The following is a 23,899-nucleotide window of genomic DNA, read 5'->3' on the forward strand; positions in this document are numbered from 1 at the left end:
AAGTAAAGCTCTTGTAACTTTGAAATTTTCTAATCTTTCAATTCATTGAACCAAGTATTAAGTACCACGAACAACCCCTAATCCAGAGCAACCTAACCTTCCAATTTTATAATCTTCTAATTTTTCAATTTTAAAATCTTCCAATCTTCAATTACACATACTCCGACGCCTCAGATTCAAACTCCTCTACCGGTGTATCTTCCAGATGGATTTCTTTTTGTTCTGATTTTCCGATCTTAAACAGCAACCTGTCAAACAGATAATAGATCACAGGAACTACCACCAATGTCAGGAACATAGAAGAGATCAATCCACCGATGATAACCCAAGCCAAACTGTTTTTCCATTCAGATCCGGCACCACCTGCCAAGGCAATTGGCAGCATACCGATTACCATCGCCAAGGTTGTCATCAAAATAGGCCTAAACCGGATTTCAACAGCTTTCACAAGTGCTTTCTTGACTTCTACCCCGGCAGCCTTCAGCTGGTTGGTAAAGTCAACCAAGAGGATGGCATTCTTTGCTACCAATCCCATCAGCATGATCAATCCCATGATACTGAATATACTCAATGTGCCTTTGGTCAATGCCAAAGCAAGGAAAGATCCGATAAGTGCCAATGGCAAGGAGAACATCACTACCAATGGGTAAACATAGGAGTCATACAATGCAACCATGATCAGGTAGATCATCAGAATGGATGCAATCAATGCCAACCCCAAGCTTCCAAAACCTTCTGATTGGTTTTTCATCTGCCCTTCATAATTGATCTGTACCTGATCGGGAAGTTCCAATTCACTCAGTTTTTTGGTGATTTCAGCACCTACTTCACCGGAAGTAACACCGGCAACTTGAGAGGAAACATTCACTGAAGGAACCCGATCCCTTCTTTCCAGTCTACTTGCACCCTCTGATTGGATCACTTCTGCGAATTGGCTTAACTTAATCAACTCCCCTCTGTGATTGAGCAAAGTGACGTTTTCCAAATCAGAAATAGATTTCCTGTCAAAATCATTCAGTTTGACAAGGATATCATATTCATATTCCCCATCACTGTATTTGGCATCGTCATTACCATTGAATGCTATCTGCAAGGCACCTCCGACTACATCCATCGTCAATCCCAATTCATTCATTTTTTGCCTATCCACCTCTACACTCAGTTCAGGATTTCCTTCTTCCAAAGAGGAAGTTACTTTTCTGGCTCCCCTTACCCCTTGCAAAATATCCTGGACTACCATTGAAGTGCTGTATACGTTTTCCCGGTCAGGACCAGATACAATGATCTGTATGGGGGATTCATCGGCAGTTCCCAAGATTGAGATTGGCACAGCTGTATACTCTGCCCCGTAGATATTCTCTTCAAGGTAATTTTCCACCATTCTGGAAAACTCAGGTGCAGTGAAATCCCTTTGTTTGGCGTCCACTAATTTGATCGCTATTTCCGAAGTATAAGGGACAGATTGTGAGCCCGAAAGAGATCCACTTGTCATCCCAATTGTAGTGTACACCTGAGATACTTCAGGCAATGAATTCAAGTACTGCTCGACTTCCTGTGTTTTGAAATTGGTTTGTTCAAGGGTTGCATCTTTTGGCAGCTCTACGCGGATGATGAATTCACCTTTGTCTCCTTGGCTAACAAATTCGCTACCTATAAACCCATTGGTGACCAATAGAAAAGAAGAGAAAAACAAGACAATCGTGATGACTATCAATGCCAATTTGTGATTGAAACCCCAATTGAGGATACCAACGAGCCATGCGACAAATGCATCCAAACCACGCTCAAAGCCATAGATGATTTTTCCAAAGAAGGAGTTCTCGTCCAAATGCTCCAACTTGGAAAATCTGGATGTCAGCAAAGGAATCAAAGTGAATGCTACAATCAATGAAATCAAGGTGGCTGTGGCAACCGTAATGGCAAACTGTGTCAGAATCCCACCAATCAAACCACCTGTCATCGCCAATGGTACGAACACCACCACAATAACCAACGTAATGGAAACTACCGTAAAGCCGATCTCACGGATACCGTCATAGGATGCCTGTGCAATTGTTTTTCCCTTTTCGAGATGGCGGTAGATATTTTCAATCACCACAATGGCATCATCCACAAGAATCCCAACCACCAGTGAAAGCGCCAATAAACTCATCAAGTTCAATGTAAATCCAGCCAAATACATGACTGTGAAAGTGGCAATGATGGAAGCCGGAACAGCAATCATCACAATCACGGCATTTCTGATACTGTGAAGGAACAAAAGCATAATCAATGCCACCAATATAATCGCAATAATCAAGTCACTGATTACGTGATCAGCTGCTTCCAAGGTGAAAATGGAGCTATCCTGATACGTCTCAAATACCAATCCTTCTGATGCAAAGGTCTTTTCTATTGCTTTCAATTCCTTGTTTACAACTTCGGATACCTGGACGGCATTGGCATCTGACTGCTTCTGGATATTAAGTCCAATAGCCGCTTTGCCATTCAGCCTAGCCAATACCTCAGTTTCTTTGAAACTATCCCTTACCTCAGCAATCTCTTTGAGGTAAATCGGAGACTCATCTTGTCTATAAGCAATGGGCAAATTCTCCATTTCTTCCAATGAAGTGAATTTACCTGCCAATCTGATCAGTATTTGGCTATCTTCATTTTTGATTTTTCCTGTAGGAAAATCCAAATTGGATGAACGAAGGATCTGTACCACAGAAATGGGGGAAATCCCAAAAGCTTCAAGCTTATTTCTATCCAAGCTTATATTGATCTCACGCTCGGTACCACCCAGCATATTTACTTGGGCAATCCCTTGGATCTTCGATAGGGATGGCAATACCCTGTTTTTCACCAAATCATAAAATTGGGCTGGATCAAGGTCAGAATATACCGCCAATTGCATGATCGGTAGATCGGCTATATCAAACTTCCCTATGCTGGGCCGCTCGGCGGATTCCGGCAAATCGTTGAGGATTTGGTTGATCTTCTGATTGGCATCCTGTACTGCAAAATCAATATCTATCTCCCCTTCCATCAACAATGTCACTATCGAAACACTCTCTTGGGAGATGGAGTTAATCGTTTGGATCCCCTCCAATGATGCCAAGGCATCTTCAATGTGCTTGGTAACAGAAGTTTCTACTTCAGCGGGTGCAGCGCCCGGATATATGGTAGTGACGGTGAGTATATTTTGCTCAAATTTTGGTAAAAGCTCATAAGATAGCTGGTTATATGAGAATAGTCCCAATAAGGTCAGCACAGTAAAGAGCACAACGACGAGCGTTGGTCTTTTTATAGATAATTTGGTTATTTGCATGCTTACTGAACTTTAACTTTTGTACCGTCTTTTACATTGATCAAGCCGGATGCAATCACTACATCGCCCTCTTGAAGCCCTCCTACAATCTCTACATTTCCGTCTTTCAGTGGGTTGATGCTTACTTTTTGATATTGTGCGATATCATCCTTGATAAGGAATACTCCTGGATCCTTCAAACTACCTGTGATTGCCTTTCTGCTGATCTGTAATACATTCTCCTCTTGGGAAAACTCAAACTCAGCAGTACCAAACATCCCTGGTTTGATTTTTTCCAGATTGCCAGCATTCATCAGGATGATTACCTCATATTTGAATGCTGCATCTGCTTTTTCGGAGATGAAATCAACCTTTCCCTTGAACTTTTCATTGGCAACCGCATTTACACGCACAGAAACTTCCTCTCCCAGCTTGATTCTTGATACCTCACTTTCAGATACATGAACATTCAGTTTCATTGGATTCTTATTGATCAGGTTTACCACGGGCATTCCCGGATTCAGTAAGGAGCCCATTTCATAAAAATCTTCATTGATAAATCCTGAGATAGGTGCTTTGATCTTTGTATCATCCAATCTTTTCTGTAAGCCCAATAGTTGGTTTTCAGAAATCTGGAACAACTTCTCACTGTCCTCGAACTGCTTCTTGGTAATAGCATCAGACTGGGCTAGATTCGTGTATCGCTTCAAGTCCCTTTCTGATTGGTCTCTGTTGAGCTTTGTAATATTGTATTCTGATCGGATCAACCTATCATCTATTTGGAGGATGATATCCCCTTTTTTTACATAATCCCCTTTTTTCTTGAATATCTGTACTACTGCGCCATTTGTCTCAGACATCACCTGTAGTTCTTGGTATGCCTTAAAAACCCCATTGGATTCAAAATTTCTAGTAACTGCTTTCTGCTGTACTTTTTCTGTAGTCACAGATATAAAATCACTTGTTTTCATAGCTGCTTCCGCCGTTTCATTTAGCTCTGCCTTATTGTTGTATAGGGTATAGGCAGTCGCTGCTACTCCGCTGAGGAGCAATATGATGATGATAGCTTTTTTCATTTTATTGATTAATTAAGAAGATTTTTGATGTTGCCAGTAGCGTTTAATATTTCCAATTGGGCAATTCTCACTTGGATTATTTGGTTGTTGTAGCTGCTTTGTGCAGTCCTGAGTGTAGATTCAGCTTCCAATAAGTCGGTAAGTGGGCTGAGCCCCTCTTTATAGAGCAACTCTGTCTCGGACATCACTTCCTTGGCAAGCATTAGGTTGTCATTGAGTGAGCTGAGGGTGTGGACTGAGTTAAAATACTTGCCAGTTGAATTCTGGTATTCCAAATTGGCAGACTCTTCTGCCAATGCAATGTCATATTGAAGCTGCTTGGATTTGACTTTGGATTGTGCTGCTTTGGATTTGGTGACAAATCCATCGAAGATGGGAATGTCAAGTCTCAATCCTATCAGGAAACCTTGGTACCAAACTTTGCTCTGGCCAAACCAATCAAAATTTTGTGCAAAGGAATTCTTGTTGAAATCTGCAAATCCACCAAGTTGTGGAAGGTTTGCCGCTTTGATGTTTTTCAGTTCATAATCATACAGCTTTTGCTGGATCCCCAATAGCTGCAAATCTTTCCTGTCATAAAGACTCAAGGCTGACAAGTTGAACCCTGGCAAGTCATTGTCCTTGATTCCCAATTCCATATCCAATGCTATCTCGGTATCCACTGGGATTCCCATAAGCAATTTCAAATAGCCTTCCCGTTGAGTAATGCCTATTTCAAGATTTTCCAACTCACTTTGTAGGCTTGTCAGGTTGACTTTTACCCTGTTGAGATCTACTTTCCTGGCAAGGTCATTTTTATATTGGGCTTCCAATATTTTTTCCAAACCTTGCAACTGGTCGATGTTTGCCAAAAGATTCTCTTTCTGCAATTCCAACTGGACTGTACCAAAATAATTGACCGCAATATCGTAGATCACGTCTTCTTCTGTCTTTTGTGACAAGAGACTGTAAAATTCCTCCCCGGTTTTGGCTGCTTTCAGCCCAATCAGATAGGATTGATTATATATTAATTGGGTCAACTGTACCCCACCTTGAAGAGATTGGGGTACACCGAATGCCACGACTTCTATACTTCCCGGTTCACCTCCAAGAAAGCCGCCAGGCAATGCTTGAGGAAAAACATCTATAAAATTCCTGTATTGTCCATATGCATCGATGTGCGGCAAGCCTGCGCCCCTGATTTCATTTCTGTTGTGCTTGGCCCCTTCTTCATCCAGGTATGCTTTTTTTAAGGTTCTACTATTTTCAAGTCCGATTTTCAAACTTTCTGCAAAAGATAACTTACCGCTGGATTCGGGTGAAGTCTTGATATCCTGTTGTGCTCCCAAATCCAAGGGTGCAATCAGAAACATGGCATAAAATAAATACTTCCGTAACATAAATTAAATTAAGATAAATATACTATTATATAGTTTGTTCTGTAATAAAAGAACTAATTGGGCAAATTTTTTTTACTTTTGCTTTTGGTTTTTGTATTTTTCAAAAATCAAAGGAATCTCTTTTTTGAAAAATTTGATAAAATCCAAAAAATCAACCAGACCACAATTGAATTCAGAGTTGTTGTCTCCTCTTTCTATCAAGACCTCTTCCAACACTTCTTCTACTTTGACAATTTCCATCATCTCTTTTTCCATTTCTGTACAGAAATCTTTGATGGGCAAATGGAAGTATCTTTTTCTGTCTCCTGGTTTCGTATGATATACTACTTTATTGACTGCTTGCAGATATGTCAAAGCGTTGCTGACAGCACTTTTACTTACATTCAGCTCTTCCACTATCTCTTCAAAAGTCACTTCAGCCCTCTCGTGCAACAGCATTAAACCAAGGATCCTTCCAAATAAAGGTTGCATTCCCTTGCATTCGAAGTGCACTCCGATTCTTTCGATCAGTCCACGTTTTTTCTCTCCTAGTGCCATTTTTATATTTGCTTTAGAGCTTATTAACGGGACAAAGGTAAATAAGTTTTTTTAATTCTGTAATTACAGAACCAAAATATTTTATTTTCTTAAAGTTTTTTTTCCATCACTACATAATCCAATCCGGATTTCTTGAAAGTAATGTTTGTTTTACTCAGTCCAAACCCGGAATAAAAATCGATTTTTGATGCCCTGGCATTGCACCAGATTTTTTGAATATTCTTTTTTTGGACGTGGCCTATCATATAGACCAACAATTTACTTCCATATCCTTTTCCCTGATATTCAGGGAGTGTTGCGAATTTCCTGAATTGTGCTCCGCCTTCCTTCTGGAAAACAGAAACTACCGAAATCAATTTTCTATTGACAAAAAGTCCCAAATGTAATGCTTCATCATCCCCGGGGACTTTTACAAAATCTATATCTTTATCGGGCCACATGGCTTTATGCCGAATTGGTAGTGCTTCTTTGGTCGCTATTTCTTTGATCAACATGGTGGGTTATTTTGGTGGTTTTTGGATTAAAATGCTAAAATAGTATAAATTTTCAAGTTCCACAGAAAGTTTGGTAGCCATCATCACCTTCTATAGGTGGAAATTGATAAGCGGTAGTATTTTCTTTGGCTTGGTAAGGGGTTTCCATTATATGAAGCAATTCATTGAAAATCCCATAATCATTGTTTTCAGTTGCCTGAAAAAGAGCTTCCTCTACTTTATGGTTACGGGGAATATATTGGGGGTTGTACTGGGACATAAGAGCTTGAACCTCCTCCAAGCTTTGTCCATTCCTGGTAGCCCTTCGAATCCAATTCACATACCAATCTTGGAAACTATCACTTTGAAATAGTGGGTTTTCTGAAAAATCCCCTGATTGTATATCCAAAAAGGTATTGGTATAGTCAGCTTTATATTGATGCATCAAATTCAGCAAATCTTCTATTAGGGCGATGTCATTGGGCTCCTCTCCTACCAATCCCAATTTATTTCGTATTGCTTGATTCCATTTTTGCTGGTAGATGCTTGGAAATTCATCCAATGTTTCCTGTGCCTTTTTGATAGCGATTTCTTGGTTTTCATCGATTTGTGGAATTAAGGAAATGGCAAGTCTCGAAAGGTTCCAATGTGCGATTTTAGGCTGGTTGCCAAAAGAATATCTCCCCATGGTATCTATAGAACTAAAAACCGTTTTGGGCTCATAGATATTCATAAATGCACAGGGACCATAATCTATTGTCTCTCCGGAAATACTCATATTATCGGTATTCATCACACCATGTATAAACCCAACTCGCATCCAGTCTGCAATCAAATCAGCCTGCATATCCATCACTCTCTTGAGTAAATCCAATGCAAGTTCATTTGAATCCTGGATCTCTGGATAATGTCTTTTGATCACATAGGCAGTGAATTCCTTTTGTTCCTCCAAGGATAAATATTGATGGGCAAATTCAAATGTCCCCACTCGGATATGGCTCTTCGCAACCCTGGTAAGGATAGCACCTTCATTGTCCCATTCCCGCTGTACAGTCTCACCAGTCGACACCACTGCCAAAGAGCGGGTACTTGGTATCCCCAAATAATGCATGGATTCACTGATCAAGTATTCCCTCAGCATGGATTTCAGAGTAGCCCTCCCATCTCCACCTCTGGAATAGGGAGTTCTTCCCGATCCTTTCAGCTGGATATCAAACAGGTTTTGACCTTCGGTCAATTGCTCTCCTAGTAATATAGCCCTCCCATCACCCAACATGGTGAAATTGCCAAATTGGTGCCCTGCATAAGCTTGGGCAAGTGGCTTTGAGCCATTTGGCAGTACATTTCCAGAAAAAAATTGGCTTAATTTTTCTTCATCCAAGGGATTCATTTCCAAACCGAGTGACTTTGCCAATGATTTGTTGTGCAAAAGCAGTTTGGGGGATTTTACCGAGATTGGATTCATTTGGGTGAACAATCTTGGGGGCAATTGGCTATAGGTATTTTGGAGATTCCATTTCATAATTCAAAAGTGCTGGGTTTAAATCTGCAACAATACAGAAATTCAAAAGTCAAACAAGCAGGTAGGTAATATAATTCCCTGGGAAATCTCTTTTGAAAAGAAACTACAGGTCAACCGATAGATTACGATAAAGGGATGAGGAAAAAATGTTAAAGTAACCTTTCGAGTGTCTATGCATAATCACCATGGCATATATCCCGCATACCAATCCACCGAAATTGATCCATCCTCGAAGGATTTCGCACTTTGAAATTGTAAAAAGCGATAACATTTACGGATAATCTGGTATTTTTTCCTTAACGTTACCTAAAAAAGTCCAAAGTTAATAATATCATAACCCTGCCAAACAAACCTTTTGACTTGACCGAATTATCTTTATATTTGAATAAAAGCAACACAATCTATGCTGTTGGTAAACAGTCCTAAGCAATTCGAAGAAATATTCAATGAGTACTGGGAAGTGCTCTACAAGGCTGCATTTAACCGAACCAAAGACCAAGCAATCACAGAAGATATTGTCCAGGAAATTTTTATTGATTTTTGGCAGCGTAGAAAGGAAATCCAGATCAAGACAAGTCTTAAAGCTTACCTATTGACGGCAGTCAAATATAAGGTGATAAAACACTTTGCATTTTCGGATTTGCACACAAACAATTTACTGGATTGTGAAGAAATTGGAATCCATGATTACAACAAGATGGAATTTGATGATCTATATGACGCATTGGAAATAGCCATCGAAAAACTGAGTCCGAGATGTCAATTGGTCTTTAGAATGAGTAGGATTGAAGGTTATTCAACCTGTGAGATTGCAAGCAAATTGGACATTTCCACACAGACAGTCCACAACCAACTGAGCAAGTCACTGGGAATAGTAAGAAAGGAATTAAAGCATTTGACACCAATTTTATTGATGTTCTTTTAGTATATACATTAATAAAATATTAAGAAATTAATGTTTTAGTAACTTTTTATTAACCCGCATGCATAGTAGTGATTCCCTATTTTTTGGACTATATAGTATAGACCTATTGAAATGGACAAAAATATACTATACAAAACCCTCCGCAGACTATTTTCCGGAAAGGCTACAAAAGAGGAAATAAGGGATATAAATAGCTGGTATGATTCCTATGATACGGAAGAAAAAACTATCATTGAGGATTATAAAAATAGAAGCAGGCAAGAAATCAGGAATGAGCTATTCACCAACATTCAAGCTAAATCTGGCATACAATCTCTCGAAAGGACAAGAAGAATCCGGAATATCACTTTAGGATTAGCTGCCAGTTTGTGTATTGGTCTGTTTACACTTGCTTGGAGAATCTCCAGTCCATCTGTTTCAAAACAGCAGCAGGATACTTTTATCAGCTTTGACAATGGGGTCGGCATGATCAAAAAAGTGAAACTTCCCGATGGATCATCTGTACAACTTCACCATAACTCTACAATTGAAGTGAACAAAAATTTTTCACAAAACAGGTCTGTATACCTTAAGGGGAAAGCATTTTTCGATGTCAAGCCAAATGAAGACCTTCCATTTACTATTGAAACCAATACTTTCAAAACCACAGTTCTTGGGACATCCTTTTCGGTTGAGAGCAGGCTTGGGGGAATCGAAAGAGTGGCAGTAAAGTCAGGCAAGGTGGTTGTGAAGACAGATGAATTTGGGGAGGTAAGGTTGGGAAAATTTGAGTCTGTAGAACTGAACAATAGTCAACTGTCCCAAAATACCATTCGCAATGCTGATTTAGAATTCGGATGGACCGACAAGACCATAGTCTTTGACAATACGGAGGTCAGTTCTATGATCCAGCAGATTGAAGATTGGTATGGGGTAAAGATCTCATGCAACTGCAAAGATTTACCGAAACGAAAAATATCAGGTGCCTATAAAGACATGAGTTTAGAGGTATTGCTGACCGCCATACAATTTTCCATTCCACTAAAATTTGAAATCAATGAAGAAAAAATCCAGATAGAGTTTCAGGAATGTAAATGAAGTGGAGCCGCGGCAACGGCTCCACCCATATAGTTCCAAAATCAATAATCCCGCAAAGAATCATTAACAAGAACATCTAAAATTATGAAAAAAAAGTTACCCCACTCATTTAATCTGATTACAATGAGATTATTCCTAACCTGCTTGCTCCTGGTCATCCTGCAAAGTCTCGTATTTGCAGGAAACAGTGATGCTCAACAAATGCATGAGATACAAATTAAAGTATCCAACAACAAACAGAAAGTCTCCCAGTTTTTTGGTGATGTAGAAAGCCAAACCGAGTTCAAATTCTCCTACGAAACTGGACTGAACCTCGGTCAAGAAGTTCATGTCAGGACTAAGAACCTGAATTTGGAAGAGCTGTTGATTGAGATATCCAAAAACAGTAACCTAAAATTCAAACAGGTCAACAAAACATTGGCAGTAAGTCCAAAGGCATCCACTGCAGCAATTGCAAGTCGTTCTTTGGATGAAACCACCGTAACAGGTCGGGTCATAGATGAAGAAACTGGGGAAGGCTTACCTGGTGTCAGCGTGGTAATCATGGGAAGGAATAAAGGTACGATTACCGACATGGAAGGAAATTACAGTATTTCTCTGGAAGAGGGGGAAATATTGGTATTCTCGTATGTAGGTTTCAAGAAAGAAGAGATCTTGATCAGAAACGAAACCATCGTCAATGTATCCCTAAAGCTGGATGACACTTTGGAAGAAATCGTGGTGACAGCACTTGGCATCAAGAGAGAGGAAAAAGCCCTTGGATACTCTTCTAGAACAGTCAGTGGAGAAGAAATCACCGATGCCTTGCCGAACAACTGGAGTGATGCGCTTACAGGAAAAGTAGCAGGCCTTAACCTGATAAAATCAGGTGGCGGACCTGCAGGGTCAACCCAGATCATCCTAAGGGGTGAAACTTCTTTGACAGGTGACAACTCCGCGCTGATCGTGGTAGATGGAGTCGTGATTTCCAGTAGTAGTGGGCAGTTGACAGGACAGGGAAGTGGCTCGTATCTGAGTGCCGATTCCCCTGTGGATTTTGGCTCTAGCCTTTCCGATATCAATCCGGATGATATTGCCAGTGTCACGGTATTGAAAGGTCCAGCTGCGGCAGCATTATATGGATCTAGGGGAGCCAATGGAGCGATCATGGTCACTACAAAGAGTGGCAGCAATATAAACAACAAAGGGCTTGGAATCACATTTTCCTCCAACACTGCCTTTGACTATATCAACAGATGGCCGGATTATCAATATGAATATGGCCAGGGAAATGTAGGTGGAGACCTCTATTATAGTTATGGCAATACCGAAGATGGACCAAGTACCTTTTCGACCAGCTCTGCTTGGGGACCTAAGTTTGATGGTCAATATTATTACCAATATAATCCTGATTTTCACAGACTCACACCACCAGAGCGGACATTGTGGAAAGCATATCCGAATAACCGTCGGGACTTTTTTGAAACAGCAAAGACTTTTACGAACAACCTTTCGATCCAGGGTGGAAATGAAAAAACGAGGACTAGGCTTTCATTTACCAATATGAGGAATGAGTGGATTGTCCCAAATACCGGCTATAACAGAACGACTATTGCTTTCAGTGTCAATCACGAAATCACCCCCAAACTTAGCTTAAGCACCAAAATCAACTATAATTACAGACAGTCTGATAACTTGCCTACCACTGGGTACAATAACCAGACAATCATGTATTTCATCAGGGGGATGGTACCAAATGCAGACATCAATTGGTTCAAACCAGCCTGGGTTCCTGGACAGGAAGGTGTATTGCAGAATAGGCCATTTTCCAATCTTTTGGACAATCCGTACCTACAGGCATACGAGATGCTCAATGCATCAGAAAGAAATGGCTATGTAGGAACTGCGCAGGCCAATTACAAATTCACTGAGGAACTCAATCTGATGGTACGGACTACTGTCGATTTGATGTATGAATCCAGAAGCCAGCAAAGACCAATGGGAACCCAGAAATACAATGAAGGGATGTATCGTGAGCAAGATATCTATGCACATGAGATCAATTCAGACTTTTTGCTTTCCTATAACAATACCAGGGCAAAAGATTTTGATTTTAGTATGTCCCTAGGCGGGAGTTTGATGAACAATACCTATCGCAGGGATGAATATAGAGCAGAAAGGCTGTTGTTTCCGGGAATCTATAATTTCGCCAACAGCAAGGATCTGCTGATACCATTGCCGTACAGAAGAAATTATGCTGTCAACAGTCTTTATGCATTGGGTACATTCAGCTTCAAAAATGTCCTGTTTCTAGATGTCACAGGTAGACAGGATTGGGCAAGTACATTGGCCTCCCCCATCAATGGCAATGTGTCTCCATTTTTCTATCCTTCAGTAAACCTGAGTGCCATCATCTCTGACATAGTCAGCATGCCCCGCCAATTTGATTACCTCAAATTGAGGAGTTCCTATGCATCAGTTGGCGGTGGCGGTACGACTGCATATTTGACTGATTATGCCTATAGCCCTTTGGCTACTTTCCCAGGGGGATTGACGAATCCAGGTGCGATACCTGATCCAAACCTCAATTTCGAAAGGACCAGGAGTGTTGAAGTTGGTATGGACTTGAAGATGTTCGGAAACAGGTTTGGCTTGGATTTGACTGTATATAGAAGCAATTCATTCGACCAGATCTTGAGTACTCCGATAGATCCGGCGAGTGGTTATACTTCCAAGATTGTCAATGCCGGAAATGTCCAAAACCAAGGGATAGAAATTGAGTCTTACGTCATTCCAATCAAACGGAAGAATGGGTTGAATTGGAGGATTTTTGGCAATTTCACGCATAATGACAGCAAGGTTATCTCATTGGCGGATGGTATGGAAAACATGGTATTGGGTACTGTTTTTGGAAGCCGCGGCACTGTAGAGGCAAGACCTGGAGGTAGATATGGTGATATCTATGGATTGGGCTATGAAAGGGCTCCAAATGGTGACATTCTATATGAAGGTGGCTATCCTGTCTTGGGAGACTCTATTCTTTATCTTGGCAATGCCACTGCACTCTATAGGTTTGGATTGGGCCATGAATTCAAGTACAAAAATTTCAGGTTCAGCTTTTTGTTTGATGGACAGTTTGGTGGACAAGCATATTCTCTGACCCACTCTGTACTGATGGAAGAAGGAAAACTCAAAAAGACAATTCCCGGAAGATACAATGGAATCATCGGAAATGGATCGATTGCCAACAGCGATGGGACTTACAGGCCAAACGATGTAGTGGCCACTTCTATCCGGGATTACTATTTCAGACATTTCAACAGGGACAATCTGGAATCTAATATTTTCAGTACAGACTATATCAAGCTGAGAGAAATGAGATTCGATTATAAAATCCCTGCCAAATACTTACAACGGGTATTGCTCCAAAATGCCACAATTGGTGTTTATGGAAGGGATCTTTTTGTATTCAGCAATTGGCCTTCATTCGATCCTGAATTTGGAACATTGGGAAATGGTGATATCTCAAAAAGTGCAGAAGTCGCCCAGTTTCCTTCTACCCGTACTATAGGCTTCAATATATCATTAGGTATTTAAATCAAGCATAGAAATGAAAACGAAAAATATATTCATAGCATATTGGATCATGGTTTCTGCTTTTGTGACATTCTCTTGTACAGAGGGGTTTGTGGATATGAACACCAACCCAAATGCATCGACAGCTGCAAACCCTGAATCCCTTCTGGCCCCTACCCTGCATGACTTGGTATGGAGAAATCAAAACAGAGCCATGAGACTCAACAATGAAATCATGCAGGTCCATGTGACCACCGTAGATTCAAGGGAGTTTCACAGGTATTTCATCAGGCCAACAGAATCTGATTATATGTGGAGAAACTGGTACGTGCAGTTGACCGATATCAAAGATATGTACGACAAAGCGGAAGAAAGCAAACTTCCAGGTTTTGAAACATTCAAAGGGATTTCCTTGGTATTGGAAGCTTGGACGTTTTCCATGTTGACTGATATGTTTGGTGACATTCCATTTTCGGAAGCCAACCAAGGGAAAAATGGAAACGTTACACCGAAATTTGATCCACAAAAGGATGTTTATCTCGGTCTGTTCGAAAAACTGGAAGAAGCCAATACACTTTTGGCTACCAGCGGAGATTTGCCCGGTGTCCTTACAGAGTATGACCCCCTGTATGCTGGAAATGCTTTGCTTTGGAGGAAATTCGGAAACTCACTTTACTTAAGGTTGCTCCTGAGGGCTTCAGGAAAAGCGGAAGCGAATGCCTCCAACAAAATACAGGAAATAGCAGTCACTTCCGGAAACTTATACCCGGTATTTGCCAATGCTGAAGAATCTGCCATATTACCGGTTGGCAATACCCAGCCGCTTACCAGTGCATTTTTCAATTTCCGGGATTTTGACTTCAATGGAGACAAAGGCTATTCTGAGTTTTTTATCAACAACCTCAACTCTTGGGAAGATCCCCGTCTTCCTATTTGGGCAACAATTGCTTCGGGAATCTATGCAGGTATCCCAAGTGGATGGTCTTCTGGTCAAATCCCCGAAAGACAGAGCACGCTTCAGGTTGGTTTGAAAACCGACCCAAGGCTTGGCAATATTATGAACCATGCAGAGCTACAGTTTATCCTTGCCGAAGCCAGTCTGAAAGGGTTTATAAGTGGAGATCCAAAAGCATACTATGAAGCAGGAATCCAGTCAGCTTTGGCTCATTGGGATTTGGAATTGCCAGAGGATTTATTGGAAAGGCCTTTTATCTCTTGGGAGGATGATTGGGATTTTGACCAAAAAATGGAAGCCATCCATCTCCAGAAATATTTTGCACTTTTCTTCACGGATTTCCAGCAATGGCATGAGTATAAAAGGACAGGCCACCCAGGTCTGATACCAGGGGAAGGCACACTCAATGATGGGAAAATGCCAGCCAGGTTTGGCTACCCGATCAATGTGCAGGCTTTGAATGCAACAAACTACAATGAAGCAATACAAAGAATGGGACCTGATAATATCAATACAAAAGTGTGGTGGAATATTGAAGATTAATTTATAAGCACATGAAAACGAAAATAATTATACCTTTTCTAATACTGATATTTGGGTTTACATCTTCTTGTATGAAAGAGGATATCAACCCTGCCGAAGGAATACCGAACCCAATCGCAGCACTTCCTGTAGTGCACCAGGTGTATAAAGGTGAACCACTACCCTTGGGGCCAGAGAGGCTTTCCGGGGCAAAATTCACCCAAGGATATGTGATTTCTGACCAAGAGTCAGGCAATATCCCCTCCAACCAAGTGGTAATCGAATACAATTGGAGAGGATTGAACAGAGGACTTGTCCTCTTTTTGGAAGATAATTTGGCTTCTACATTCAGTACCGGTGATTTCCTTCAATTAGACCTGACCAATACGACTATTGAGAGGGTCAATGGTACCTTGGGTATCAGTGGCTTGACACAGAATAAAATCGAGAAACTGGAAGATCCGAAGGAACTGGAAGCTGCCTCTGTTGATATAGCCAGACTGAAGGCAAATTTTTCCAATTTTGAAAACACCTTGGTCATGGTAACGGCCGATTTGATTGAGTTTCCTGAAGGAGGGACAACATTGGCAGGGAGAAATTATATCATAGATGGAAGTGGTGACAGTATTGCGATCTATACCGACCCTTCAGCAGATTTTAGCGATGTTAGGCTGGCTCCCAGTGCAGGATTTCGGGGCATTGCCTATCAAGGCAACGATGGGATTGAAATCAGGTTAAGAAATGCCAACGATTTGATAGATCCAAGTGGTCCTATCTACAGTGGTTATCCAGAGGATTTCGAATTTCCTGATGCAGGCGAAAAGGCTAGTTACAATATGCCAGCAATAGATAACCTAGTCACCTTGGCAACTGGTGAATGGAGATTGTTCTACGCTATTTTGGGAGACATAGCCAATAGGGACAGGTATGTGAGTGGAAGCCAAGCTGTCAGGATGCAACAAAATCTCAATTTCCCTATTTTCCTGGAGATGAATTATGACTTGCCCAATGGCGCATCCAAAGTTACCTTTTGGTATGGTTCATACTTCAATGACCAAAGCTGCACATTCCAATTGGAGTATTCGGTTGATCAGGGTGAGACCTGGGAAATTATCGGAGAACCTATTACTGATGCCCACACCTTTGCCACCAGCCCAATTGCAAAACAAGCTTCATTCCTCGTGGATATCCAAGAACCTGTAAGGTTTAGAATCAACAAATTGGGCCTTGGTCCAAGCAATGGTTCTACGGTACGCAATGGCAGGTTGGGAATAGATGATTTTGCAGTTTATCAGAGTTACTGACTTAACCTGAATTCTAGGTCGATCCGAAAATAACGTAAAACGGCCAATCATAAGGAGGCAAACTAAACTACTATCGGTTAAAGACAGATAGGTTTGGTTTCGCCTAAAGGAGACTAAAGTGCATCCAAGACTTTGTGTTCTTTGTGAAAAACTTGGTGATCCATGTGGTTATAATTTTTACCACATGGAAGACAAGTTCGGCTAAATAAAAAACAAAAATAGTAATCGTTGCATATAATCAATTTTAATATAACACAAATGAAAAAAATCATCAGTGGGATCATCTTTACCTTGTTTGTAGGTAATATTTCCGCCCAAGAAATTGCCAAGGGACTAGTTTTTGAGGACCTCAATGGCAATGGCAAAAAAGATAGAAATGAAAAAGGGATTTCCGGAGTAGGCATATCCAATGGAAAAGAGGTAGTCACAACCGATGATAAGGGAGCATACAGCATTGAGGTGAGTGATGGCGATTTGGTTTTTGTCATCAAGCCTACTGGATACTCCTTGCCATTGAACGAATATAATTTCCCAAAGCATTATTATATCCACAAGCCTACTGGATCACCAGAACTGGAGTTCAAAGGATCTGACAAGACAGGCCCACTTCCAAAATCCATAGACTTTGGGCTTCGAAAAGTCCAGGAGAACAAAAAGTTCACAAGCTTAATTTTCGGTGATCCACAACCCTATGATCTGGAAGAAGTTGGTTTTTTCGAAAGAGCAATCGTCAATAACCTTGAAGGTGTAGAAGGTGTAGCTTTTGGGGTTTCTTTGGGAGATTTGGTTGGGAATGATTTAAGCCTATTTCCCCATTACTCTAAGGTTATGTCAAAAATCGGGATTCCCTGGTACAATATCATGGGTAACCATGACCTGAATTTTGATGTGGAAGAAGACAGATTATCAGATGAAACATTCCAAGAACATTTTGGGCCGGCTACCTATGCATTCAACTATGCAGATGTACATTTTATCCTTTTGGAAAATATCCTGTATCCTGACCCAAGGGACGGTGTAGGCTATTGGGGAGGATTTAGGGATGATCAGTTGGAGTTTATTGAAAATGACTTAAAATTAGTTCCCAAGGACAAATTGATCATTTTGGCAATGCACATCCCATTGTTTGAAGAAGGTGATTCTTTCAGGGATGCAGATCGAGAAAGGCTTTTTGAGTTGCTGGCAGATTACCCTAATACTTTGTCTTTTTCAGCACATACACATTACCAGAGACAGGATTTCTTTGGAAAAGAAGATGGTTGGAAGCAGGAGAAGCCGCATCACCATTACAATGCCGGTACACCTTCGGGGGATTGGTACAAAGGCGTGTTGGATGAAAACGGCCTGCCTACTTCTACCATGAGGGATGGAACTCCAAAAGGCTATGTTTTCTTGGATATAGATGGAAACCAATACAAAACCAGGTATCAGGTCGCAGGAAAATCTCCAGATTACCAAATGGAAATATTCGCCCCAAAAGTAATCGAACAGGGGAAAAAGACAACTTCCGGCATCTATGTCAATTTCTTCATGGGTACAGAAGGTGATGAAGTAAAATACAGGATCAATAATGGCAAATGGGTAAAACTCAATTACCTCGAAGACTATGATCCAAAATATCTTGTCGACCTTTTGCAATGGGATACGACAGAAAAGCTTTTGGATGGCAAAAGACCTTCATTGCCAAGACAGAGTCATCATTTGTGGAGAGCTAATATACCGAATAAATTGCCTGTGGGAGTCCACACCATTGAAGTTGAAGCGACAGACATGTATGGACAAAAGCATTCTTCCCAAGCAAAAATGGAAGTTCGGGAGAAATAGTCATTGATCCCAGGATTTATGGATGTTTACCATCCAGTTAGCTATTCAAGGATATTGTTTGAATAGTTATTTAGTCAATATTTAAAAACATTATGATTATCCACAATGGCACCAGAAGGTGAACATATCACTTGTAATTATGAGAATAATCATCAACAGTCTACAGTCATCCGACCACAGCCGATTGAAATGAACTTCAAACAATATTATAAATGGCTACTGGTGTAAAAGCGGATATACATAATAAGATATTTCAATCCAACACAGTTAAAAAGGTCATCTCAAATTTGGGATGGCCTCTTTTATATCCAATTTTCCCAAAGGGACTTAGCCCTGATATCTTCACTTTGTTGGTATTATTCCATCGGAGGTTTGTTTTGCCATTTATGAAGAAAATTATAGCCCAACCAAAACTATGCTTTGTTCAATGTGAAATATCTTCTAAATTGGAATTTGAAAAAAATAAATATGGGTTTGAAAATATTGGTTATTGATATAGGGGGAACTAATGTTAAGGTTAGGGTTAATAATGGTGAAGAGAGACGCAAGATTCCTTCCGGTACTTTTATGACACCCCAAAACATGGTGAATGAAGTGTTGAAACATACAGAAGATTGGGAGTATGAAGTAATTTCCATTGGCTTTCCCGGTGTTATCAAAGAAGGAAAGATCACCTCAGAGCCCAAAAACCTAGGTCATGGCTGGGTAGGTTTTGACTTTGGGTCAGCATTGGGGAAACCCATCAAAATCATGAACGATGCTGCCATGCAGGCATTGGGTTCTTATGAATCTGGAGTGATGCTTTTTCTCGGGTTGGGAACTGGATTGGGTTCGGCGATCGTTAGCCATGGCCATGTAGTTCCGATGGAACTGGCTCATCTGTCTTATAAAAAAGGGGTTTTTGAAGATTATCTAGGCAAAAAAGGATTAAAGGGCCTGGGGGTTGGGAAATGGACAAAGCATGTGAACGCAGTAGTCAGAAGGTTTACCATCGCTTTTATTCCAGATGACATAGTCCTAGGTGGAGGAAATTCAAAGCACTTGACCAAACTACCACCAAAATGCAGACTGGGAAACAACCATATGGCATTTGACGGTGGATTGAAAATGTGGGAAGATCGATAGATGCATTAAGTATTAAAGTCAAATTCACTTTAAAATTCTGTCCGTATTGTTGCTTGAACTGTTCAGTATTGAAACAATACAAAATGTAAAAAGGCTCTATGATAGCCTGTAGAGCCTTTTTGATACTGGTACTTTTTTTGGAGCTGATAATTTAAAATACAGTTATGATCAGTTTCCTACTTTGGTGTATCCTATTTATATTATGTTGGCCAATCGCCATTTTGGCTTTGTTGTTATATCCAATTGTTTGGCTACTTCTTCTCCCCTTTCGACTATTGGGGTTTGCAGTCGAACTTTCTTTTGATTTGGTAAAGGGTATATTTATGTTGCCTTTTAGGATTTTGGGGGCGAAATAAAGAATCTCCCCAAAACATATCCAACTCTTGAAAGAAATACCAGTACCCAAAGACCTGTAGTGTTCCAAAAAAGAGGTTCAGATTGAAAGAGTTGTGACTACCACTCCCCCCTCCTGTTTTTCTTTTTGTCGGCATTCACTTTTTTGGCTTTTAGTCTGCTTTCTATTGCCCCTTTACTTGGTTTGGTTGCTTTGCGTATTTTCTTCCTCTCGAAGGCTTTATGGAGAGCATCATAAAACTTTCTTATGGCTATTTCTTTATTCTGCAATTGGGAGCGCTTTTCCTGGCTTTGGAACATCATCTTTCCTGTAGCATCTACTTTTGCTGACCATTTTGCCATCAGGATTTCCTTTTCCTCATCAGAAAGCACTTGGGATCCATTGATATCAAAAAACAGCTGGACTTTGGAATTTACCTTGTTTACATTTTGCCCTCCAGGACCACTGCTCCTTGACATTTGGAACTCAAACTCTGGGTTGAATAGCTGGAGCTTTATTTTCTTATGAATATGCATTTGCTTGGGTTTGCCTTTCTAATAATCTAAATATATGATTATCCGCTACTTTGCCAGTAAGGAAATAACAAAGCTATTAAGTTTCGGATAATCGTCAACGGTCAAAAGTTAACAGTCAAGAGACCAAATAGTTCCTTTGCTGGAGATATTTAGATATGAGTATCCGCAATGACACCAGTATGTAAATTGAATTATTCAATCAATCGGATAATCGTCGACGGTTGACAGCAGCAGAAACTAAACTACTATCGGCTAAAGACCGATAAGTTTGGTTTCGACGAAAGGCGGCTAAAGTGCATCCGAGAATATCTCTTTAATAGATAGCTGCTTCATTCTAACTTTGCCAATAACCAAAAATCTGCGGGAAATCTATCCAATCATCGATAAGGAATATTAATTTTGTGATAATTCACCAACGAATCATTTATACATGATAGAAATCCGTAAAGCCTCCTTGGATCAGTTGATAGAAGTCCAGAAAATTGCATACGCTACTTGGCCTGAGACATTTTCCAACATCCTGACTCCTGTTCAAATAGATTATATGTTGAACTGGATGTATGATTTGGATGCCCTGAAAAATCAAATGAACGAGAAAAACCATGTTTTTTTGTTGGCATCTGAAGATGAAAAATTTTTGGGATTTTGTAGTTATGAACTCGCCAGTGAAAACAGCAAAAAGGTTAAGATTCACAAAATCTACATTTTACCCAATACCCAGGGAAAAGGAATAGGGAGAAAGCTGATCGATGAAGTTAAGAAGCTGACTATCCAAAATGGGTTTGGATCCCTTTATCTCAATGTGAACCGATTCAATTTAGGTGCAATTGACTTTTATCTGTATCTGGGTTTCAAAGAAGTGAGGAAGGAAGTAATCGACATAGGAAATGGCTTCATCATGGATGACTTGGTATTGGAAATGGAAGTGCAATAAAAGAAATCAGCTCCTTCCAACATAGAAAGGAGCTGATTGATATTATAAACCCTAAATTATTGAAATTTTTAAACGCCACTAAAAGCACTGAATCCACCGTCAACAGGTACAACTATCCCCGTCACAAAAGAAGAACCGTCTCCCACCAACCACAACAAGGTTGAATTCAAATCCTCTGGTTTCCCAAATCTGCCTAATGGCGTATGATCTATCACTTGGTTGCCTCTAGCAGTCAAGCTTCCATCTTCATTGGTCAGCAAGGTCCTGTTTTGTTCAGTTAAGAAAAAGCCTGGAGCCAAGGCATTTACGCGTATACCCATTTTTGAAAAATGGACTGCCAGCCATTGGGTGAAATTCGAAATAGCTGCTTTTGCCCCACTGTATGCAGGGATTTTGGTCAATGGTGTAAATGCATTCATGGAGGAAATGTTGATGACAGAGCAACCTGTTTTTCCTACCATATCTTTTGCAAAAACCTGAGTAGGTAGCAAAGAGCCAATAAAGTTGAGATCGAATACAAACTTGATCCCTTCGGGATCAAGATCAAAGAAGGTCTTTAACCCCTCTGTATCCAGATCACCTTCTTCCAAGAATGGCTTGGCTGTAGTTCCCATAGGGTGGTTTCCGCCTGCGCCATTGACCAATATATCACAAGGTCCCAATTTTTCATTGACTTCTTTGTGTGCAGCTACCAAACTTTCTTTTTGAAGGACATTGGCTTTTACACCAATGGCAGTTACTCCTTTATCTCTTAATGATATAGCAACCTCTTCTGCCTTTTCCAGATTTAAATCCAAAATAGCCACTTTTGCACCTTCATTTGCCAAAGCCAGTGCCAATACACCACAAAGTACACCACCACCACCGGTAACTACCGCAACTTTTCCTTCTAGGGATTGAGTTATCTTATCCATGTTTTCGTTTTCTCTCCTTATTTATAATGTCAGCAATTTGAAGATTATACCAAAGAGAGGCAAACCAAACAATCAAAAAGTACGCAAACGATTTCATTGGGTTGGGAATATTGATTTTGGGTTTGCATCTCGCAAACGATTTCGTAAATTAAAGCTTTTTAATACTGTTATTACCGCATAATTCTCAATATTGGACTTTGAAAACGATAGAACTCAAAACAATAAAATGAAAAATTTGAAAACATTAGCGCTTTTGTTCGGACTGGTATTGGGATTTTCTTCCTGTAAATCTGAACCCAAAGAAAAAACAGATGGAAATTGGAGAAATTTGTTTGATGGAGAAACCTTAAATGGCTGGAAAACAGTCATGGGAGAAGCTCCATTTGAAGTAAAAGACGGGGTGATTATAGGTACTGCCATATTCAATACACCAAACACTTTTCTGATTACAGAAGAGACCTTTGGGGATTATATTTTGGAAGTGGACATTATGATCAACCACCCATCTTCCAATTCCGGTGTGATGGTTCGTGGCCAGTATGACCAATCGGGTCGAGGTGGCAAAGGACTGGTCTATGGATACCAGATCGAATCTGACCCAACAGATAGAGCTTGGTCAGGGGGGCTTTACGATGAAGCTAGAAGAGGCTGGTTATACCCACTGGATTTAAACCCGGACGCCAAATCTGCCTTCAAAATGGGGGAATGGAACACTTATAGAATAGAAGCTATTGGCAATGAAATCAAATCATGGATCAATGGCCAAGAAGTAGCCTATGTAGTAGATGATATGGACAAGAGTGGATTTGTAGGATTGCAGGTTCATTCAATCTATGATGAAGCACATGTAGGTGAGAAAACATATTTTAGAAATGTCAGGATCCAAACCGAAGATTTGGAGCCAAAGCCATTCAAAGGTGATGTCTTCGTAGTAAACACCGGATACAATGAATTGACAGATCTGGAGAAGCAAAATGGCTGGAAGCTATTGTTTGATGGAGAAAGTTCAGATGGTTGGGTTGGTGCCTATAAAGAAACCTTCCCTGAAAAAGGATGGAATATCAAAGATGGTGTATTGACAATCCAGGGAGCTGATGGTTCGGAATCCACAAACTTCGGAGATATTGTGACCACAGAGATGTACAGTGCTTTTGACTTGGCTTTTGACTTTAAGATCACAGAAGGGGCAAATAGTGGCGTGAAGTATTTTGTCACTTTATCAGAGGGAAATACTGGTTCGGCAATAGGCTTGGAATATCAGATATTGGATGATGAAAGACACCCCGATGCCAAAATGGGCAGAGATGGCAACAGAACATTGTCATCACTTTATGATCTGAAAACATCCACAAAACAAGCCAGGTTTGTACGCAAACCGGGAGAATGGAACCAAGGCAGAATAGTAGTCTATCCTGACAACAAAGTGGAGCATTATATCAATGGAGTAAAAGTATTGGAATATGTGAGGGGATCAGAAGAGTTCCGGGAGCTCGTTGCACAAAGCAAATACAAAATTTGGGAGAATTTTGGGGAAGCTAAGGAAGGAAGAATCCTACTTCAAGACCATGGTGATGAAGTAAGCTACAAAAATATCAAGATCAAAACCCTACAATAACTT

Annotated in this window: 18 protein-coding genes; 10 read left to right on the forward strand and 8 right to left on the reverse strand. The window is 40.4% G+C overall.

Features of this window, described 5'->3' with window-relative positions; translation table 11 throughout:
* Positions 1-151 precede the first annotated feature (151 nt).
* The 6 genes from ACFSKL_RS14825 to ACFSKL_RS14850 all read right to left on the reverse strand — a co-directional run bounded on the left by ACFSKL_RS14825 (position 152) and on the right by ACFSKL_RS14850 (position 8,276).
* Positions 152-3,310, reverse strand: a complete 3,159-nt coding sequence (locus ACFSKL_RS14825; RefSeq protein ID WP_376887094.1) for an efflux RND transporter permease subunit — start codon at positions 3,308-3,310, stop codon at positions 152-154.
* A 2-nt stretch (positions 3,311-3,312) separates the two neighbouring features.
* The gene (locus ACFSKL_RS14830) at positions 3,313-4,365 is read right to left on the reverse strand and encodes an efflux RND transporter periplasmic adaptor subunit (protein WP_376887095.1); all 1,053 of its coding nucleotides are present in this window, start codon (positions 4,363-4,365) and stop codon (positions 3,313-3,315) included.
* Between the two features lie 8 nt (positions 4,366-4,373).
* On the reverse strand, positions 4,374-5,744 hold the full coding sequence (locus tag ACFSKL_RS14835) for a TolC family protein (protein WP_376887096.1): 1,371 nt from the start codon (positions 5,742-5,744) through the stop codon (positions 4,374-4,376).
* A gap of 72 nt (positions 5,745-5,816) precedes the next feature.
* Positions 5,817-6,281, reverse strand: coding sequence for a GbsR/MarR family transcriptional regulator (locus tag ACFSKL_RS14840; RefSeq protein ID WP_376887097.1), 465 nt, complete (start codon positions 6,279-6,281; stop codon positions 5,817-5,819).
* An 89-nt stretch (positions 6,282-6,370) separates the two neighbouring features.
* Complete coding sequence (locus tag ACFSKL_RS14845; RefSeq protein WP_376887098.1) at positions 6,371-6,775, reverse strand: GNAT family N-acetyltransferase; 405 nt, start codon at positions 6,773-6,775, stop codon at positions 6,371-6,373.
* A gap of 52 nt (positions 6,776-6,827) precedes the next feature.
* On the reverse strand, positions 6,828-8,276 hold the full coding sequence (locus ACFSKL_RS14850) for a protein adenylyltransferase SelO (protein ID WP_376887099.1): 1,449 nt from the start codon (positions 8,274-8,276) through the stop codon (positions 6,828-6,830).
* Positions 8,277-8,679: 403 nt separating this feature from the next.
* Here ACFSKL_RS14850 and ACFSKL_RS14855 point away from each other — a divergent pair, with 403 nt between their 5' ends.
* The 8 genes from ACFSKL_RS14855 to ACFSKL_RS14890 all read left to right on the forward strand — a co-directional run bounded on the left by ACFSKL_RS14855 (position 8,680) and on the right by ACFSKL_RS14890 (position 19,563).
* Entirely contained in the window at positions 8,680-9,201 is a 522-nt protein-coding gene (locus ACFSKL_RS14855; protein ID WP_376887100.1) for a sigma-70 family RNA polymerase sigma factor, read from the forward strand.
* Positions 9,202-9,312: 111 nt separating this feature from the next.
* Positions 9,313-10,278 (forward strand): FecR family protein, encoded by a 966-nt coding sequence (locus ACFSKL_RS14860; RefSeq protein ID WP_376887101.1) that lies wholly within the window; start codon positions 9,313-9,315, stop codon positions 10,276-10,278.
* 123 nt (positions 10,279-10,401) lie between these two features.
* Positions 10,402-13,854 (forward strand): SusC/RagA family TonB-linked outer membrane protein, encoded by a 3,453-nt coding sequence (locus tag ACFSKL_RS14865; protein ID WP_376887102.1) that lies wholly within the window; start codon positions 10,402-10,404, stop codon positions 13,852-13,854.
* A gap of 13 nt (positions 13,855-13,867) precedes the next feature.
* Positions 13,868-15,331, forward strand: coding sequence for a SusD/RagB family nutrient-binding outer membrane lipoprotein (locus ACFSKL_RS14870; RefSeq protein WP_376887103.1), 1,464 nt, complete (start codon positions 13,868-13,870; stop codon positions 15,329-15,331).
* Between the two features lie 11 nt (positions 15,332-15,342).
* Complete coding sequence (locus tag ACFSKL_RS14875; protein WP_376887104.1) at positions 15,343-16,614, forward strand: DUF5689 domain-containing protein; 1,272 nt, start codon at positions 15,343-15,345, stop codon at positions 16,612-16,614.
* A gap of 258 nt (positions 16,615-16,872) precedes the next feature.
* Positions 16,873-18,438: a calcineurin-like phosphoesterase C-terminal domain-containing protein gene (locus ACFSKL_RS14880; RefSeq protein ID WP_376887105.1), complete on the forward strand. Its 1,566-nt coding sequence runs from the start codon at positions 16,873-16,875 to the stop codon at positions 18,436-18,438.
* Between the two features lie 212 nt (positions 18,439-18,650).
* The gene (locus ACFSKL_RS14885; RefSeq protein ID WP_376887106.1) at positions 18,651-18,932 is read left to right on the forward strand and encodes a hypothetical protein; all 282 of its coding nucleotides are present in this window, start codon (positions 18,651-18,653) and stop codon (positions 18,930-18,932) included.
* The gene (locus ACFSKL_RS14890; protein WP_376887107.1) at positions 18,907-19,563 is read left to right on the forward strand and encodes an ROK family protein; all 657 of its coding nucleotides are present in this window, start codon (positions 18,907-18,909) and stop codon (positions 19,561-19,563) included. Before ACFSKL_RS14885 ends, ACFSKL_RS14890 begins: the two co-directional genes overlap by 26 nt.
* Positions 19,564-20,016: 453 nt before the next feature.
* Here the strand turns inward: ACFSKL_RS14890 and arfB are convergent, their stop codons facing one another.
* Complete coding sequence (arfB, locus tag ACFSKL_RS14895) at positions 20,017-20,433, reverse strand: alternative ribosome rescue aminoacyl-tRNA hydrolase ArfB (RefSeq protein ID WP_376887108.1); 417 nt, start codon at positions 20,431-20,433, stop codon at positions 20,017-20,019.
* Between the two features lie 430 nt (positions 20,434-20,863).
* On the opposite strand from arfB, the gene ACFSKL_RS14900 reads away from it, so the two are divergent.
* Positions 20,864-21,367, forward strand: coding sequence for a GNAT family N-acetyltransferase (locus ACFSKL_RS14900; RefSeq protein WP_376887109.1), 504 nt, complete (start codon positions 20,864-20,866; stop codon positions 21,365-21,367).
* 68 nt (positions 21,368-21,435) lie between these two features.
* On the opposite strand, the gene ACFSKL_RS14905 is transcribed toward ACFSKL_RS14900, so the two are convergent.
* Positions 21,436-22,281: an SDR family oxidoreductase gene (locus ACFSKL_RS14905; RefSeq protein WP_376887110.1), complete on the reverse strand. Its 846-nt coding sequence runs from the start codon at positions 22,279-22,281 to the stop codon at positions 21,436-21,438.
* Between the two features lie 226 nt (positions 22,282-22,507).
* Between ACFSKL_RS14905 and ACFSKL_RS14910 the strand changes: the two genes are divergently transcribed.
* Positions 22,508-23,896, forward strand: a complete 1,389-nt coding sequence (locus ACFSKL_RS14910) for a 3-keto-disaccharide hydrolase (RefSeq protein WP_376887111.1) — start codon at positions 22,508-22,510, stop codon at positions 23,894-23,896.
* Positions 23,897-23,899 lie beyond the last annotated feature (3 nt).

Source organism: Belliella marina (assembly GCF_042682445.1).
In the GTDB taxonomy this organism is placed as follows: domain Bacteria; phylum Bacteroidota; class Bacteroidia; order Cytophagales; family Cyclobacteriaceae; genus Belliella; species Belliella marina.

Bases quoted from the DNA above. Each gene is read 5' to 3' on its own strand.
- ACFSKL_RS14825 (WP_376887094.1), bottom strand. From the start codon at position 3,310: ATGCAAATAACCAAATTATCTATAAAAAGACCAACGCTCGTCGTTGTG.
- ACFSKL_RS14830 (WP_376887095.1), bottom strand. From the start codon at position 4,365: ATGAAAAAAGCTATCATCATCATATTGCTCCTCAGCGGAGTAGCAGCG.
- ACFSKL_RS14835 (WP_376887096.1), bottom strand. From the start codon at position 5,744: ATGTTACGGAAGTATTTATTTTATGCCATGTTTCTGATTGCACCCTTG.
- ACFSKL_RS14840 (WP_376887097.1), bottom strand. From the start codon at position 6,281: ATGGCACTAGGAGAGAAAAAACGTGGACTGATCGAAAGAATCGGAGTG.
- ACFSKL_RS14845 (WP_376887098.1), bottom strand. From the start codon at position 6,775: ATGTTGATCAAAGAAATAGCGACCAAAGAAGCACTACCAATTCGGCAT.
- ACFSKL_RS14850 (WP_376887099.1), bottom strand. From the start codon at position 8,276: ATGAAATGGAATCTCCAAAATACCTATAGCCAATTGCCCCCAAGATTG.
- ACFSKL_RS14855 (WP_376887100.1), top strand. From the start codon at position 8,680: ATGCTGTTGGTAAACAGTCCTAAGCAATTCGAAGAAATATTCAATGAG.
- ACFSKL_RS14860 (WP_376887101.1), top strand. From the start codon at position 9,313: ATGGACAAAAATATACTATACAAAACCCTCCGCAGACTATTTTCCGGA.
- ACFSKL_RS14865 (WP_376887102.1), top strand. From the start codon at position 10,402: ATGAGATTATTCCTAACCTGCTTGCTCCTGGTCATCCTGCAAAGTCTC.
- ACFSKL_RS14870 (WP_376887103.1), top strand. From the start codon at position 13,868: ATGAAAACGAAAAATATATTCATAGCATATTGGATCATGGTTTCTGCT.
- ACFSKL_RS14875 (WP_376887104.1), top strand. From the start codon at position 15,343: ATGAAAACGAAAATAATTATACCTTTTCTAATACTGATATTTGGGTTT.
- ACFSKL_RS14880 (WP_376887105.1), top strand. From the start codon at position 16,873: ATGAAAAAAATCATCAGTGGGATCATCTTTACCTTGTTTGTAGGTAAT.
- ACFSKL_RS14885 (WP_376887106.1), top strand. From the start codon at position 18,651: ATGGCTACTGGTGTAAAAGCGGATATACATAATAAGATATTTCAATCC.
- ACFSKL_RS14890 (WP_376887107.1), top strand. From the start codon at position 18,907: ATGGGTTTGAAAATATTGGTTATTGATATAGGGGGAACTAATGTTAAG.
- arfB (WP_376887108.1), bottom strand. From the start codon at position 20,433: ATGCATATTCATAAGAAAATAAAGCTCCAGCTATTCAACCCAGAGTTT.
- ACFSKL_RS14900 (WP_376887109.1), top strand. From the start codon at position 20,864: ATGATAGAAATCCGTAAAGCCTCCTTGGATCAGTTGATAGAAGTCCAG.
- ACFSKL_RS14905 (WP_376887110.1), bottom strand. From the start codon at position 22,281: ATGGATAAGATAACTCAATCCCTAGAAGGAAAAGTTGCGGTAGTTACC.
- ACFSKL_RS14910 (WP_376887111.1), top strand. From the start codon at position 22,508: ATGAAAAATTTGAAAACATTAGCGCTTTTGTTCGGACTGGTATTGGGA.